A 14779-nucleotide genomic window follows, 5' to 3' on the forward strand; every position below is an offset into this window, starting at 1 on the left:
TGGACAGCCCCGCGGACGCCGGCGCACGGCCGATCGCGCCGTGGGTCCAGTCGGTACCGGAGTCGTCAGCCGGGACCAGCGCCGGAAGCCTCGGTGTGAACCGGGAGCTCAGCCGGTGCCCAGGGCCCGGGTCGGCTGCTGGGCTGCGGCCCGCAGGGCGGGCACGATCCCGGCGACCGCGCCGATGACGACCGTGGCGACCACCGCTCCCGCCCCCGCCCACCAGGGCAGAGAGACCGGCCAGCCGCGCAGCAGCGCGTATCCGCCGGTGGCCAGGGAACCCAGCAGCACTCCGAACACCCCGCCCAGCGCGGACAGGGTCATCGCCTCCACCAGGAACTGACCGCGGATGTCGCGGCGGGTCGCGCCCAGGGCCCGGCGCAGGCCGATCTCGCCCCGGCGCTCCAGCACGGAGATCACCATCGTGTTGGCCACCCCCACCCCGCCCACGAGCAGGGCCACCCCGCCCAGCCCCAGCAGCAGCCCGTGGAAGGTCTGGTCGGCGGCCTGCTGGGCCTGCAGCGCGTCCGAGGGACGGGACACCCGGACCTCGTTCGGCTTCTCGGGGTTGGCGTTGCGGCCCACCTCGTCCCGGACCCGCTCCACCTGCTCGGGGTCGACCCGCGCGTACACCGTGGAGGCCTCCCCCTTTGCGCCGAGCACCTCCTCGGCGACCTCCTGGCCGACCAGCGCGGCGTTGTCCAGCTCCGGCGCCAGCTCCACCCGTTCCAGCACACCGACCACGGAGAAGTAGGTGTCCCCGATGAGCACCAGGGTGTCCGGGGTGATTCGGTTGACGCCCAGGCGCTGGGCGGCCGAAGCTCCGAGCACGACCGCGGGGTGGTCGGAGGTGGCCCCGTTCAGCCACGACCCCTCGCGCACCTCGGCGCGAACCGCCGCCAACAGGTCGAGGTCGACACCGTAGGCGCCGATCCCGCCGGACTCCCCGCTCGGTACGAGATCGCTGCGGTAGACGTTGGTCCCGCCCACCAGTTCCACCTGCGAGGTGTGCTCGACCTCCGGCATCCGGTCGATCCGCCCCCGCGCCTCCTCCGGGAGCTTCGCGTCCCCGCCGAACAGGTCGCTGCCGGGTTCCACGGTCACCAGGTTGGTGCCCAGCCGGGCGATCCGCTGGTCGAGTTCGGCCTGACCGGAGGAGGACACCCCCACCACCGCGACCATCGCCGCGATCCCGATGGCGATGCCGAGTGCGGACAGCACCACCCGGGTCGGCCGGGCCCGCAGCCCGCTCGACCCGGTCCGCAGCCGGTCGGCCGGGGAGAGCCGAGCGGGCCGCGGCTGCGCCCAGCGCGCACGCCACCGCTGGAGAAGCGTGCTCATCGGCCAGCCCCCTTCCGCACCCCGGAGGTGTCCGGTTCCTTCGGGGTACCGGAGTCCGTGAGGACGCGGCCGTCGCGCACCTCCACCTGTCGGGGCAGGTCGGCGGCCAGCTCGCGGTCGTGGGTAATCACCACGACCGTCACCCCGTCCCCGTGCAGTTCCCGCAGCACCCGCATCACGGCCTCACCGGAGACGGTGTCCAGGGCGCCGGTGGGTTCGTCGGCGAGTAGCAGCGGCGGCGCACCCACCACTGCGCGGGCGATGGCCACCCGCTGTTTCTGACCGCCGGAGAGTTCGTGCGGCCGGTGGTAGGCCCGGTCGGCCAGTCCGACCCGTTCCAGGGCCCGCAACGCCCGCCGCACCCGGGTTCGGGCGGGAACGCCGGAGTACAGGAGTCCGTCGGCCACGTTGTCCACGGCGTACACGTTCGGTGCCAGGTGGAACTGCTGGAAGACGAACCCGATCGAACGCGCCCGCAGCGCGGAGAGCTGGTCGTCGGTGAGCGATCCGATGTCGTACCCGAACACGCGCACGTTGCCCGAGGTCGGCGCGTCCAGTGTGCCCAGCAGGTTGAGCAGCGTGGACTTCCCCGACCCGGACGGGCCGACGATCCCGAGCATCTCCCCGCGGTCGATCCGCAGATCCACCCCGTCCAGGGCCCGCACCCCGCCCGGGTAGTGGCGGCTCACCCCGCTGAACTCGACGGCTGCACCGGGCTCGGAGGCCGGGGCGGATCTGGAGGCGGATTCCGCGGCGGTCATTCGGGGACCACCACTTCGGTGCCCGCGTCGATGCCGTCGCCGGCCACCTCCACCAGGCCGTCGGAGAACCAGCCGGTCTCCACCGGGACGTCCGCCACCCCTCCGTCTGCGCTCACCACGGACAGCCCGTAGCCCCCGCCGGAGAGCGCGATCAGCGCGCCGACCGGGGCGGCGAGCACGTCCTCGCGCGACTCACCCCCGGCGAGGACCTCGACCGGGGCCTGGTCGAGGAAGCCCCCGGCGCCCTCGTCCCCCGCTTCGAGCGAGATCAGTACCTGCACGGTCGGCTTGCCGCCACCGCCGCCGCCCGTTCCGGGCTCGTCCTCCTCGACCTGGGCGACGTCGCCCACGGACTCCACCTCTCCGGTGACCGCCTGGCCGTCGGGCATCTCCACGGTGACCTCGTCGCCCTCGGCCAGGAGGTCGCGGTCGCCCACCTCCAGATCGAGCCGGACGACCCGGCGGGTGGAGGCGGTGGTCAGCAGCGGGGTCGCCGGGGCCACGTTCTCCCCCACCGACACCTCGTGGCCGGTCACCCGGACCGGTCCGGAGGCGTACCAGATCTGGTCGGGGCCGACGGTGCCGGTGACCGCCATGCCCTCGGTGTCCTCCTGCCAGCGCTTGACCGCCTCCGCGGTGAGCTGCGTGTACTCGTCGTCGACGGTGAAGCCGCCGTACCCCAGCTCCGCGAGGGCCTGCTCGAACTGGCGCACGTCCGGACCCTTGGCGCCGGGCTCCAGGGTTCGGTAGGCGGGTTTGTCCCCCCGCAGCAGGATGACGGGGCGGCCGTCGACCTCCCAGGCCCGCTGCCCCGCGGCGAGTTCGGCCCCCTCCTCGGGCAGCCAGGTGAGCACGCCGTCGGAGCGCGCGAAGAACGAACCCCCTCCCGCGTAGCCGAGGGTGCCCTCCAGCCGCTCCTCGCGGAGCAGGGTGGTCCGTTCGATCGAGGCGGTGGCCCCGGGTGCGGCGGTCTCCTCTTCGGCGGCGCCCCGGGGCCAGCCCCAGACCGTCACCGCCGCGCCCGCGCACAGCACCGCCAGGGTGAGCAGCGCCGCGAACAGCCACACGAACCCGCGACGGCGGCGCGGCCGGAACGCGTCGGTGTCGCGGGTCTCGTCGCTCTCGTCCCCAGGGAGGAGTTCGGTGTCCGCGCTCACGAGCCCTCCTCGGTGTCGTCTCCGAGTTCCAGACCGAGACCGGCCTCGTCGGAGCACCGGGTGAGGGCGGCCATGTGCTCGTCGTCCTCGGGGTCGACCGGCAGGGCGATGCCCATGCCCGGTTCGGGGTCCTCGACGTCGATGCCGTTCTCCCGCAGGCACTGGGCCATCCGCAGGTCGGTCTCGAACCGCTCCTCGTCGGAGGGTGCGTTCTCGTCGACGGGGAGGAGGCCCTCGCAGGCCTCCATCGCTGCCTCGAACTCGTCGTCCTCGCCCATGGCGGGCAGGGCGATCATGCCGCCGTCGGGCTCGGGGTCGGGCATGTCGACGCCGTTGTCGCGCATGCAGGCGGCGAAGTCGAGCATCGCCTCCTCCATGGACTTCCCGGCACCCGCGTCCGAGTCCGCCGCGTCGTCCCCGCCGAGGACCCCGCATCCGGTGAGCAGCAGCCCGGCCGCCGCGGTGACCGCGGCCGTGAGGGTCAGTGCGCGCATGTCGTCCTCCTGATCATGGCGCCGGTCCTCCGGCGCCGCTGGTGACTTCGGAGGACATGTCAGCGGGCTCGTGGTTAGCCGGTGGTTAGGGCCGGTCGGGTTCTGTCTCCTTGGGTGATCCGTGGTGGGTCGGGTTAACCTCGGCCTAACCGGGCGGGCGATAGTGCTGGTCAGTCGGGTTTTCGGGGTGAGGGGGGCGGATGCGGATCCTGGTGGTGGAGGACGAACCCGATCTGGCGGAGACGGTCGCCGAAGGGCTGCGCGGTGAGGGCATGGCGGTGGACGTGTGCCACGACGGCGACACGGGGCTGGAGATGGCCGCCGTGCACTCCTACGACGTGGTCGTCCTGGACCGCGACCTACCGGTGCTGCACGGGGATCAGGTGTGTCTGCGCATCGCTGAGAACCCTGAGGTGGAGGCCCGGGTGCTGATGCTCACCGCCGCCGGAGGTCTGGAGGACCGGGTGGACGGGCTCGACCTGGGCGCCGACGACTACCTGGCCAAACCCTTCGCCTACCTGGAACTGGTGGCGCGGGTGCGGGCACTGGGCCGCAGGGCGCGACCGGCGGCACCGCCCCGGCTCAGCCGGGCGGGGCTGGTGGTGGACACCACCCGGCGGGCCGCTTTCCGCGACGGCCGGGAGCTTTCGCTCTCCCCCAAGGAGCTGGGGGTCCTGGAGGAGCTGTTGCGCGCGGACGGTGCCCCGGTGAGCGCGACGCACCTGATCGAGAAGGTGTGGGACGCCCACCTGGACCCGTTCAGCGGGGTGCTGAAGGTGGTCGTGCACGGGCTGCGCCGCAAGCTCGGCGATCCGCCGGTGATCGAGACCGTCCCCGGCCACGGCTACCGGATCTGACATGGCCGACGGAACTGACGCCGCTTCCGGGCCCGGCGCGCGCTCCGGCGCCGGGAAGCGCCCCGACCCGACGCGGCGGTGGCGGGCCCGGTTCACCGGTCTGACCCTGCGCACGAAGCTCGCCCTCGTCTACACCGGGGTCTTCGCCCTCGGCGGGACGCTGCTGCTCACCGCCAACTACGCGATGGTCTCCGCGAGCCTGGAGATTCGAGGGGTCGACCTGGCCACGACCGCGGTGTACCGCGGCGACCCGTCCGAAGTCATCGCGGTGCCCGTGACCCCGGCGGTGCCGTTCGAGCCGGCTGACCCGGCCCCCACGGAGGAACTGCCCGAGGGCGGCGGCACCGAGGCCCAGCCGTTGACGGTCATGGTGGACGACTACCAGGACGGGGTGCTCTCCGACCTGCTCTTCAACTCGGTGCTCATCCTGGTGGGGGTCACCCTGCTGGCGGCGCTGGCCGGTTGGGTGATCGCGGGCGGTCCGCTCCGGCGGCTGCACCGGGTGACCGAGGCCGCGCGCACCCTGTCCGAGCGCGACCTGCACAGCAGACTCGACCTCAGGGGTCCCGACGACGAGTTCCGCGAGCTGGGCGACACCTTCGACGACATGCTCAGCCGGCTGGAACGAGCCTTCGACTCCCAGCGCCGGTTCGTCGCCAACGCCTCACACGAGCTCCGCACCCCGCTGTCGGTGCAGCGCGCGGCCCTGGAGGTCCCGTTGGCCCAGGACCGGGTGCCCGAGGACCTGCGGCCGGCCTTCCGGCGGGCGCTGGACTCGGTGGGCCGCAGCGAAGCGCTGATCAGCGGACTGCTGTTACTGGCCCGCTCCGACCGCGGACCGGCCCGGACCCGGGAGGTGGACCTCGCCGAGGTGGTGGGCGACGTGGCAGCCCAGTACGCGGGCGCCGCGGAGGAGGAGGGCGTGGACCTGCGGGTGGACGTGGAGTCAGCGCGGGTGGACGGTGATCCGGTCCTGCTGGAGCAGCTGGTGCGCAACCTGGTGGAGAACGCGGTCCGCTACAACACCCCCGGCGGCTGGGTGGAGGTGCGCGTGCGCACCGCCGCGGGCCGGACCGCGGCCGGGCGCACGGTGCTCAAGGTGACCAACACCGGCGCCGAGGTCGGTGGTTCGGGGGCCGGTGACGCGGACGAGCTGTTCGAGCCCTTCCACCGCGGCGACGCCGCCCGCCTGCACCGTGACCGCCCGGGCAGCGGGCTCGGGCTGTCCATCGTCCGATCGATCGCCACCGCCCACGGCGCCAGGGCCACCGCGAGGCCCCGCCCCGAGGGGGGTCTGGTCGTGACCGTCGGCTTCCCGGAGCTCTGATCCCCGCCACCCGATCCGAACAGAAGGTCAGACGGACGGACAGGCCGACGAACGGGCACTCGGTCACGGCGCCGCCGTGACGAAGCAGTCGTGACGAAACTACGCAACGAAAGCGAGCCCCAGTGGTAGGGCGATCCCAGGAGCGGAAGACAGGTGGCGGGCGTAACGTTTCTCGGCGCGGGTTATCCACAGCCTGGGGACAACACCCGGCACACGCACCCCACCCGACCTGATGTCGATATCGGGAGAGCCTCCGCTCCCGCCTGCTCCGTGCTGCCCGCGTTCCCCCGAAAGTCGAAGCAAGGGGGCTGCGGGGTCAAGGCGTCAAGGCGTCAAGGCGTCAAGGCGTCAAGGACAGGACGTCAGGCCCGGGGCTCGGGCTCCTGGGTCTGAACGGCGGACTCGGCGACGCCGTTGGCGGGCACGGTCAGCAGACGGATCCCGTAGGCCGCCACCAGGCCGCACAGCAGGGCGACCGCGCCGCCGAGCCAGCCGCCCGCGTAGGTCTCGCCCATGAACACGACCCCCACCAGCGCCGCCGCCACCGGGTTGGCCAGCGTGGTGACACCCAACGGCGCCCCCAGGTCCATGCCCTGGTAAGCGGCCTGTGCCAGGAAGAGCCCGAAGACCGCGATCACCGCGGTGGCCAGCGCCGACGGGTGCGTGAGCCCGGCCAACAGACCGTCGCCGAAGGCCCACACCGCGGTCTTCACCGTCGCCGCGGCCACCCCGAAGGCGATTCCGGCCGCGGCGGCGAGCAGGTAGCTGCGCCAGGACGCGGAGGGGACCCGGCCCGCGATCCCGGCGATGGCGGCGAGGAGAACGACGGCCCCGACCCCCACCAGCACCGAATCCTCGGCGGACAGCACCCCTCCCTGGTCACCGGTGACCGTGACCGCCAGCAGCACCCCGAGCGCCAGCATCGTGTAGGCGGCGCCGTGCCACTCCGCGCGGCTGACCTTGCGGTGGGCGAGCCTGGCCGACCACGGGATACCGAAGATGAGCACCAGTACGCCGAGGGGCTGGATGACGGTCAGCGGCGCGAAGCTCACCGCCGCCACCTGGAAACCGGCACGGCCCCCGTTGAACACCAGCGACACCCACCAGAGCGGGTGGCGAAGGAGCGAACCCAGTTGCCTACGGCCGGTCAGGGGTTCGGTCATCCGGACGGCGAGCCTGCGCTGGGCCACGGCGGCGGCCGTGTACGAGACACAGGACAGAACACCGAAGGTGATCCCGAGCCACATGCCATACGACAAAAGGGTCATGGCACCCATCCTCCCGGGCGGTCAGGAGGGGGACAACGGAGGGGTAGGGCTGGCTCCGCGGGATTACGCGGAGACGCCACGGGGAGCTGGAACCGCGGCGGGGCGCGCCCCCGCGGCCGCCAGCCGGTCCTCGCGGGAGCAACGGAAGTAGCGGTTGGCGGCGGGTGTGAAGGCCGCCACCGTCGCCACCACCACGGCCACGACGTAGACCAGCGTGTGCGCGATTCGCACGAGCAGGGCGACCCCGTGGCCCTCATAGCCCAGTCCGACGAACACCCCCAGCCCCGACAGCACCCCGATCCCCATGGAGACCAGCACGCTCACCAGTCCCACACCGGTCATGAGCACCACCAGGGTGACCCGGGACCAGCCGTGGCCGCGGGCGAACCAGGCCACCAGGAGGGCGGAGAAGGTGTAGAGCAGCGCGCGCGTGACCAGCGCGAGCCACGGCACGGCCCCGCCGTCGGCCAGTCCGGGGGCGACAGCGAGGGAGGTCTCGGTGATCCCCGCCGCGATCGCCACCGCCCACAGGATCGTGGCCCAACGCACCGGATTCGGAAGGGTCGGGTTCGGAACGGTTCTGTGCATGGAACCCAGGTTCCCGCGCCGGGGCGGCTGTTTCCATGGTGGTGATACCACCACCATCCGTGGTGCGCGCTCCCCCCTGTTCGCGGAAGAGCTCGGTTGCGGGCAGCCCGAAGCGGGCGGGAGTGGAGGCTCCCCCGGTATCGACGTCAGGCCGAACATGAGAGCTCCTTCCGGAGCCGTGCTCCAGCCCGTGGATAACGGGAAACCGCCGACCCTGACCTGCCTTCCGTTCCTCGCACCGCCTCCACCCCTGCTACCCCTGCCCCCTCCTGCTTCTTCCACCGCTTCGGCGCTGACCGCTGCTTCGGTGCCGACCATCCCTCAACACCGACGCCCTGCCTCAGGCCCGGGTGTTGTCAGCGGGGACCGTGCCGCGGTAGAGGGCGGAGACCACGCCCTCGATGTCGGGTTCGCGCAGGGTCAGATCGGCGACCTCCTGTTCCCGGGTGACCTCCGCGACCACCCGGGCCGGGTTGTCCGCCAGCTCCAGCCACTGGCGCGGGCCCTCCACCCGGACCGTGGTCGCTCCGCTGACCTGGATCGCGGGGGCCGGGGCGACCAGGTCGACCACCAGCACCCGCGGGGTCGGGACGGTCGCGCGCAGTTCGGGCAGATCGCCGTCGAAGGCCAGTCGGCCCTTGTCGATCACCATCACCCGGTCGCACAACCGCTCCACGTCACCCAGGTCGTGCGTGGTGATGAGGATGGTGGTGCCCCGCTCCCGGTTGACCTTGAGCAGGAACTCGCGGATGGTCGACTTGCTGACCACGTCCAGGCCGATGGTGGGCTCGTCAAGCACCAGCAGGCGCGGGGCGTGCAGCAGGGCGGCGGTCAGGTCACCGCGCATCCGCTGGCCCAGGCTGAGCTGGCGGACCGGGGTGTCCAGGAACGGTTCGAGCTCCAGGAGTCCGGTGAGTTCGGCCAAGCGCTCGGCGTGGGCGTCGGCGGGCACCCGGTACAGGTGGCGGGTGAGGGTGAGGCTGTCGCGCAAAGGCAGGTCCCACCACAGGGTGGTGCGCTGACCGAACACCACCCCGATCTCCCTGGCCAGGCGGGTGCGCTGGCGGGACGGATTCGTCCCGGCCACCCGGACGCTGCCCGCGGAGGGGGTGAGGATGCCGGTGAGCATCTTCATGGTGCTGGACTTCCCGGCGCCGTTCGGGCCCAGGTAGCCGACGATCTCCCCTGGCTGGACGGTGAACGTCACGTCCCGGACCGCGCTCACGGTGCGCCGGGTGCGGCGCAGGAACGGCCCCTCGGATAGCACGAAGTCACGGCCGAGCCCGACCGCCTCGATGATCGGTTCGGCGGAGGGTGAGGCGGGTGGACCGGGGACGGCAGGGGTGGTGACGGGTTCGGTGATCTGTCCTTCGGTGGGCATCGGTCAGCTCCCGGTGGATCGGTAGTGGCGCAGCCCGAACCGCCACACCAGGGCGGCGAACAGGGCGAGGGCGACGGCGACGAGGGGACCGAGGTAACGCAGCGGCTCGGGCAGGCCCACCGGATCGGGGCGATCCAGCAGGTAGAGCGCGGGCTGCCAGCTCACGAAGGCCAGCGGCACCACGAAGGTCACCACCCGCACCAGGTCGCGGCCGTAGACAGCGATGGGGTACTCAGTGAACGCCTGCCCGCCGTAGGTCACCGAGTTGGCCGCCTCGCGCGCGTCGGCGACGAAGAACTGGAGGCAGCCCGCGAGCAACCACACCGAGGAGCAGATGACCACGCCCGAGACCAGCAGGACCACGAGCATGAGCGCTCGCCCCGGTGTCCAGTCGATATCGCATTTGACCAGGGCGTACACCAACACGATGAGTGCGGGAACCACCCTGCCCAGGCGGCGCGGGGAGAACTGGTCGGTGGCCAGCTGGATGAGCGGTGAGACGGGGCGGACCAGCATCGTGTCGAAGCTGCCGGTGCGGATCTGCTCGCCGAGCCGGTCCACCGCGCCCATGAGGAACTGCGCACCGCCGAAGGCGAAGGCGGCCAGCGCGTAAATCAGCAGCCCCTCGTACACCGAGAACCCCGCGAGCGTCCCGGCGTGCCCGAAGACCACCACGACGGCGCCCATCTCGGCCAGCGAGGCGAGCACGACACCGGTGGTGAACAGGGTCAGCGCCATCGGGTACTGCGCGATGGCCCGGCACCAGGTCCAGGCGAGCAGGACATAGGTTCCCAGCGTCCGGCCCACGCCCCCGATCGGTTTCCGGAAGCGGGGCGCTCTCGGGGTGCCCGGGTGGGGAGCGGAGAGTGTGTCAGCCACCCTGGATCACCACCCTGCGCGTGGCCCGGCTGGTCAGCCAGGCACCGAGGGTGAGCAGCGCCACCGCCCAGCCCGCCTGCAGCGACAGCCCGCCGAGCACGCTCCCGCCCGGCAGCGTGTCCTTGCCGAGGAAGACCTCCGCGGGGATCTGCACCATGGACGCCCACTGCAGCAGCCGCAGCACGTCGGCGACCCCGGTCGGGAACAGGGTGAGCGGGAGCAGCATCCCGGCCAGCACCGGACCGGCAGGGCCCATGATCGCCCACACGCCCCGGGTGTCCAGCAGCCAGAAACCCACCACGGAGTACAGGTAGCGCAGCCCGAACCCGACCAGGACGGCCAGGGCGAACGACACCAGTGTCAGTATCCAGCGCACGGGGTCGCCGGGCAGGGCCAGGGAGAACAGGAGCGCGCCGATCACGAAGGTGGGCACGCTGCGGAAGAGGAAGTCGAAGGTGACCCGGCCCAGGTCCTGGGCAAGCCACCACCCGAGAACCGGGACCGGGCGGAGCAGGTCGATACCCACCGCACCGGTGCGGATGCGTTCGCTGAGGTCGAGTGCCGGCCCCATGATGGCGAGCGGGGCCAGCAGCGCCTGGGCCACGTACACCTGGGTGACGGCGTCGGTGGCGTCGTAACCGTTGATCTCCGGGCGCGCCGTGAACAGCGCGAGCAGCACCATGGCGTTGATCGCGCCGAAGACCGAGTTGGTGAACACCCCGGCGGCGGTGGCCGCGCGGTAAGTGGAGTAACGGCGCAGCCCACGGGCGTACACCGCGCAGTAGACACGCACGGGCGTGGCTCCCCTGGCAGCTAGAGAACGTGCAGAAGCATCCGGTCTCGACCACGGAGGTCCCTCAGGGGGCCGCGGGCAGACACGGGTTCGGCACGTCCCTGGGCCGGAAGGCCAGGTCCGGGTCGCCGCGAAGGAGTGACACTAGCACGGCGTTCGAGAGGCCACCACGCCTTCGCCGAAACCGGCCGCGTGGTGACCGCGGACGGCCGGGCGAAACGGGCGAGGCCGACCAGGGCGGTCAGCCGGTACCGCCGGGTGGCGGTCGCCCCGGTCAGTCACCGGCCGGGGACGGCTTCCGGCCGAGGAACGCGTCGATCGCGCGGGCGAGCGTGCCGGGAGCTTCGAGGTCAGCGTCCGCACGGTCAAGCGCGACGTCTCGGCTCTCCACCAGAGCGGCTTTCCGACCTGGGCGCGTACCGGCCCGGGCGGCGGATACGTCGTCGACCCGGCCGCGACGCTCCCGCCGGTGAACTTCACCGACGCCGAGGTCTGCGGACTGGCCGCCGCGGTGTCCGCGCACCGGGGTCAGCCCTTCGACGGTCATGCCCGCGCCGCGCTCACCAAGGTGCTCGGGGTCATGGAACCGCGGGCCAGACGGCGCGCCACCGAACTGACCCAGCGGGTGTGGATCGATCGAACCGACGCCGATGTCGGAACCGCCCGCTCACGGCACGCAGTCGACCAAGCTCTCCAGGAGCGGCGGGTGCTGTGGCTGAGCTACCGCGACCGCGAGGGCACCGGCACGGACGGGACCGTCGATCCGGTCCTCCTCGCCCGCGCCCGGGGGCACTGGTTCCTCGTGGCCCGCTGCCGCCACGAGGACGCGGTCCGTTGGTTCCGGATCGGCCGCGTCGAGCGGGCGCGTGTCACCGCCGAGTGCGCGGCCGACATCCCGGTCGAGTCGGTCGGCACCCCGCCGCCGACAGCCGAAGGCGTCAACGGCCGCTGCGGGCGGCAGCGGGCCGAGCGGGACCGGCGGGCGCCGATCAGCCGCGACCGGCGAAGGGCATCTCCCTGGCCATGACCGTCACGGTCGGGACGCTCACGTCCAAGGGAAGGGACACGATGTGCGCGATCATGTCGGCCACGTGCGCGGCGTCGATGCTCGGTTCCGCACGCACAGAACCGTCGGCCTGGCGGGCCTGGCCGAACCCGGCGGTCATCGCGGTGGCGGCGTTGCCGACGTCGATCTGCGTGCAGGCGATCCCGTACCCCCGCAGGTCCAGGTTCATCGACGCGGTCAGGCCGCTGATCGCGTGCTTGCTCACCGTGTAGGCCACACTCGACGGCCGCGGTACGTGCGCGGAGATGGAGCCGTTGTTGATGATCCGCCCGCCCTGCGGGGCCTGGGCCTTCATCATCGCCGCGGCCTCCCGCGCGCAGTTCAGCGATCCGGTGACGTTGGTGTCCAGGACCTCGCGCCAGGCGCTGTCCCCGATCTCGTCCACCGAAGCGGCCGGGCCGAACACCCCGGCGTTGTTGAACAGTACGTCCACCCGGCCGAAGCGCTCACGCACCGCTCCGAACAGCGCCCGGACCGACTCCGCCGAGGTCACGTCCGTCTCGACGACCACCGCGCCGGGGCTGCCGTCGGCGGTCTCCTCCAGGGTCTTCCTGCGGCGACCGGCCAGCACCACCGAGTGCCCGTCCCCGAGCAGCCGCCGCGCGGTCTCCCGCCCGATCCCGGCGCCCGCCCCGGTGATCACGATGACCTTGTGGTCGTTCCCAGCAGCCACGGCCAGCCCCCTCGTTCGGCCCGATCCAGCAGCAGGAGACTACCGACCGGATCCGACACGGCCGCACCCGGTCCGGTGCCCCCTCACGGGCCCCACTCGTTCAGCACCGCCCAGATGAGCGCCGCGGCTCAGACCCTGCGCGGTGCCGAGTACCGGGTCGACGTCCTCGACCTCTACTCCGACGCATGGGCCCCAGCCCTCGCCCGCAAGGAGTTCGCACCGGTGGAAGGCCATTTCACACCGAAGGCCGAGCAGATGCGTGCGGGCGGGAGCCCAGTTCACCAACCCGGCATCGTCCTCATCGAGTGCGGCACAGGACCGTCCCGGCTCAGGCCCCTTCCGCCGCGTCGAAGAACCAGGCGATGGAGAGCGCGCCCGGGTCGAGGACCTGCTGGGCTCTCTCGCCCAGGTAGCTGGCCCGGCCGCGGTGGGCGATCATGCCGCTGGTGGAGTCGGCGCCGGCGCGGGCGGCTCGGGCGGCTTCCCGGAGGGCCTCGCGCCAGGAGCGGGTTTCGGTGGAGGCGAGGGCCTCGGTGGCGGGGACCATCGCGTCGACCATGGTCTTGTGGCCCACCTCGGCCTTGCCGAGGCGGCGGACGGCGCCGGTGGCGGTGTCGAAGGCCTTGGCGAGGTCGGACACCGCCCAGGGCGCGGAGGGTCCAGCGCCCAGGCGGCCGAACCAGAGGCCGAAGAGCGGGCCGCTGGTGCCGCCGGAGGCGAGGAAGGTGTCCGAGACGGACTGGAAGACCTCGGCCGGGTTCCCGCCCTCCAGGTCGGTGCGGGCGCGTTTGAGGGCCGAGCCGATGTTCCAGCCGAAGTCGCCGTCGCCTGCCTGTCTGTCGAGTTCGGTGAGCTCGTCGGCGTCCTTGATCACCCGGTCGGCGAAGGCGAGGATCCAGGCCTTCGTCTGCTCGCCGGTGAGTTCGGTTTCGGTCATCGCTGTTCCTCTCACCAGACCAGTGCGGGCGTCCGCACCGGCGCGTCCCAGTACTTCACGAGGTCGTCGGTCAGCGCGGTGAGCGTGATCGACAGCCCCTTCATGTCCAGTGAGGTCACGTACGGCCCCACGAGTGACCGGGCGATGTTCACGCCCAGGCCGTCGAGGACCCGGCGGGTCTCGCGCGCCGCCACACCGAGCTCCAGGCCGTGGGTCGCGCCGAGTCCGTTGACGATCGCCAGGACCGAGTCCCCTCGCTTGATCCCCACGGACTCCACGAGCGGGCCTACCAGGCTCTCCACCAGGCCAGCGGCTTCGAGGACGGGCCGGGTCTGGATGCCGCGTTCGCCGTGGATGCCCACGCCGAACTCCATCTCCCCCGGCTCCAGCTCGAAGGACCGCTTGCCGGTCATCGGGTTGGTACACGCTTCGAAGGCCACGCTGAGGGTGGCCGATCGCGCCACCACGTCCTGGCCGAGCAGGCGCACGTCGGCCAGCGGAGCACCGGCCTCGGCGGCGGCCCCGCAGATCTTCTCCACCGCGACGACCGCGGCGGTCCCCCGGCGGCCGGGACCGCCGTCGTCCTCGCGCTGGGTGGCGAGGTCGTCGTCGACCAGTACCTGTTCGACCCGGTGGGTCTCGGCGAGGAGCTCGGCGGCAATGGAGAAGTTCAGGACGTCGCCGGTGTAGTTCTTGACCACCGTCACCGTGCCCTCGCCGGTGTCCGCGGCGCGGATGGCGGCCCGCACCTGGAGCGCGGTCGGACTGGCGAAGACTTCACCCGGAACGGCGGCGTCGAGCATGCCGGAGCCGACGAAGCCGGTGTGCAGAGGTTCGTGCCCGGACCCGCCGCCGGAGATCAGGGCGACCTTCCCCGCGGCGGGCACGCGCCGGGTGACGAACAGGGGGTCGGTGTGCACGTCGACCAGGCCGCCGTGGGCCTCGGCGAGACCCTCCAGCGCCTGTTCGACCAGGGTCTCGCGCTCGTTCATGAAGAACCGGCTCATGCCGCCTCCTGGGTTCGGATATCCCTCGTCCGGGCACCGCGCGACGGGCAGGGCGCCGTGTCCCACCCCATGCCTACCCACTCCCCGCCCGCCCCACCTCCGGTTGGCTTCCGGCCGATCGGCCGAGCAGCTTCTGGCCGATCGGCTGGCCGGTCGGCCGATGCGGCTGACCACCCGGCCGGCGAAGACTGAGAGAACCGCCAGGCGTGGCACGAGGAGCAGAACCAAACCCAGCAGCACCAAGCGACAG

General features: G+C 72.2%; 15 protein-coding genes. 3 read left to right on the forward strand and 12 right to left on the reverse strand.

All coding sequences use genetic code 11. From position 1 onward, the window contains the following. Positions 1-108 precede the first annotated feature (108 nt). Genes HNR07_RS23765 through HNR07_RS23780 form a run of 4 tightly spaced genes read right to left on the reverse strand, consistent with a single transcriptional unit; the run spans position 109 to position 3753 of the window. Complete coding sequence (locus HNR07_RS23765; RefSeq protein WP_184366866.1) at positions 109-1341, reverse strand: ABC transporter permease; 1233 nt, start codon at positions 1339-1341, stop codon at positions 109-111. Continuing rightward, positions 1338-2102 carry an ABC transporter ATP-binding protein gene (locus tag HNR07_RS23770; RefSeq protein WP_184366867.1) on the reverse strand — a complete coding sequence of 255 codons (765 nt, stop codon included), beginning with the start codon at positions 2100-2102 and terminating at the stop codon, positions 1338-1340. The genes HNR07_RS23765 and HNR07_RS23770 overlap by 4 nt, the downstream gene beginning before the upstream one ends. After that, positions 2099-3259: a peptidoglycan-binding protein gene (locus HNR07_RS23775; protein WP_184366868.1), complete on the reverse strand. Its 1161-nt coding sequence runs from the start codon at positions 3257-3259 to the stop codon at positions 2099-2101. Before HNR07_RS23775 ends, HNR07_RS23770 begins: the two co-directional genes overlap by 4 nt. After that, entirely contained in the window at positions 3256-3753 is a 498-nt protein-coding gene (locus HNR07_RS23780; protein ID WP_184366869.1) for a hypothetical protein, read from the reverse strand. The genes HNR07_RS23775 and HNR07_RS23780 overlap by 4 nt, the downstream gene beginning before the upstream one ends. Before the next feature lie 200 nt (positions 3754-3953). On the opposite strand from HNR07_RS23780, the gene HNR07_RS23785 reads away from it, so the two are divergent. After that, positions 3954-4610, forward strand: coding sequence for a response regulator transcription factor (locus HNR07_RS23785; RefSeq protein WP_184366870.1), 657 nt, complete (start codon positions 3954-3956; stop codon positions 4608-4610). A gap of 1 nt (position 4611) precedes the next feature. Continuing rightward, positions 4612-5937, forward strand: coding sequence for a sensor histidine kinase (locus HNR07_RS23790; protein ID WP_184366871.1), 1326 nt, complete (start codon positions 4612-4614; stop codon positions 5935-5937). A 362-nt stretch (positions 5938-6299) separates the two neighbouring features. Here HNR07_RS23790 and HNR07_RS23795 read toward each other — a convergent pair whose 3' ends face one another. From HNR07_RS23795 to HNR07_RS23815, 5 genes are all read right to left on the reverse strand, one after another. Further along, on the reverse strand, positions 6300-7205 hold the full coding sequence (locus tag HNR07_RS23795; protein ID WP_246420474.1) for a DMT family transporter: 906 nt from the start codon (positions 7203-7205) through the stop codon (positions 6300-6302). Between the two features lie 63 nt (positions 7206-7268). After that, the gene (locus HNR07_RS23800; protein ID WP_184366872.1) at positions 7269-7793 is read right to left on the reverse strand and encodes a hypothetical protein; all 525 of its coding nucleotides are present in this window, start codon (positions 7791-7793) and stop codon (positions 7269-7271) included. 340 nt (positions 7794-8133) lie between these two features. Continuing rightward, on the reverse strand, positions 8134-9174 hold the full coding sequence (locus HNR07_RS23805) for an ABC transporter ATP-binding protein (RefSeq protein ID WP_184366873.1): 1041 nt from the start codon (positions 9172-9174) through the stop codon (positions 8134-8136). A 3-nt stretch (positions 9175-9177) separates the two neighbouring features. Then, the gene (locus HNR07_RS23810) at positions 9178-10053 is read right to left on the reverse strand and encodes an ABC transporter permease (protein ID WP_376769940.1); all 876 of its coding nucleotides are present in this window, start codon (positions 10051-10053) and stop codon (positions 9178-9180) included. Then, on the reverse strand, positions 10046-10846 hold the full coding sequence (locus tag HNR07_RS23815) for an ABC transporter permease (RefSeq protein WP_184366874.1): 801 nt from the start codon (positions 10844-10846) through the stop codon (positions 10046-10048). Before HNR07_RS23815 ends, HNR07_RS23810 begins: the two co-directional genes overlap by 8 nt. Before the next feature lie 469 nt (positions 10847-11315). Between HNR07_RS23815 and HNR07_RS35150 the strand changes: the two genes are divergently transcribed. After that, entirely contained in the window at positions 11316-11873 is a 558-nt protein-coding gene (locus HNR07_RS35150; protein ID WP_312893963.1) for a helix-turn-helix transcriptional regulator, read from the forward strand. Here the strand turns inward: HNR07_RS35150 and HNR07_RS23825 are convergent. The 3 genes from HNR07_RS23825 to HNR07_RS23835 form a co-directional block, all read right to left on the reverse strand. Then, positions 11836-12585 carry an SDR family oxidoreductase gene (locus HNR07_RS23825; RefSeq protein WP_184366875.1) on the reverse strand — a complete coding sequence of 250 codons (750 nt, stop codon included), beginning with the start codon at positions 12583-12585 and terminating at the stop codon, positions 11836-11838. The genes HNR07_RS35150 and HNR07_RS23825 overlap by 38 nt on opposite strands. Before the next feature lie 328 nt (positions 12586-12913). Then, entirely contained in the window at positions 12914-13522 is a 609-nt protein-coding gene (gene dhaL / locus HNR07_RS23830) for a dihydroxyacetone kinase subunit DhaL (protein ID WP_184366876.1), read from the reverse strand. An 11-nt stretch (positions 13523-13533) separates the two neighbouring features. After that, positions 13534-14529 carry a dihydroxyacetone kinase subunit DhaK gene (locus tag HNR07_RS23835; RefSeq protein ID WP_184366877.1) on the reverse strand — a complete coding sequence of 332 codons (996 nt, stop codon included), beginning with the start codon at positions 14527-14529 and terminating at the stop codon, positions 13534-13536. Between the last annotated feature and the right edge of the window lie 250 nt (positions 14530-14779).

Source organism: Nocardiopsis metallicus (genome assembly GCF_014201115.1).
Taxonomy (GTDB): domain Bacteria; phylum Actinomycetota; class Actinomycetes; order Streptosporangiales; family Streptosporangiaceae; genus Nocardiopsis; species Nocardiopsis metallicus.

What these genes read in the sequence shown, in the direction of transcription:
- HNR07_RS23795 (WP_246420474.1), bottom strand. Translation starts at nt 7,205, where the DNA reads ATGACCCTTTTGTCGTATGGCATGTGGCTCGGGATCACCTTCGGTGTT.
- HNR07_RS23785 (WP_184366870.1), top strand. Translation starts at nt 3,954, where the DNA reads ATGCGGATCCTGGTGGTGGAGGACGAACCCGATCTGGCGGAGACGGTC.
- HNR07_RS23765 (WP_184366866.1), bottom strand. Translation starts at nt 1,341, where the DNA reads ATGAGCACGCTTCTCCAGCGGTGGCGTGCGCGCTGGGCGCAGCCGCGG.
- HNR07_RS23770 (WP_184366867.1), bottom strand. Translation starts at nt 2,102, where the DNA reads ATGACCGCCGCGGAATCCGCCTCCAGATCCGCCCCGGCCTCCGAGCCC.
- HNR07_RS23835 (WP_184366877.1), bottom strand. Translation starts at nt 14,529, where the DNA reads ATGAGCCGGTTCTTCATGAACGAGCGCGAGACCCTGGTCGAACAGGCG.
- HNR07_RS23805 (WP_184366873.1), bottom strand. Translation starts at nt 9,174, where the DNA reads ATGCCCACCGAAGGACAGATCACCGAACCCGTCACCACCCCTGCCGTC.
- dhaL (WP_184366876.1), bottom strand. Translation starts at nt 13,522, where the DNA reads ATGACCGAAACCGAACTCACCGGCGAGCAGACGAAGGCCTGGATCCTC.
- HNR07_RS23800 (WP_184366872.1), bottom strand. Translation starts at nt 7,793, where the DNA reads ATGCACAGAACCGTTCCGAACCCGACCCTTCCGAATCCGGTGCGTTGG.
- HNR07_RS23780 (WP_184366869.1), bottom strand. Translation starts at nt 3,753, where the DNA reads ATGCGCGCACTGACCCTCACGGCCGCGGTCACCGCGGCGGCCGGGCTG.
- HNR07_RS23790 (WP_184366871.1), top strand. Translation starts at nt 4,612, where the DNA reads ATGGCCGACGGAACTGACGCCGCTTCCGGGCCCGGCGCGCGCTCCGGC.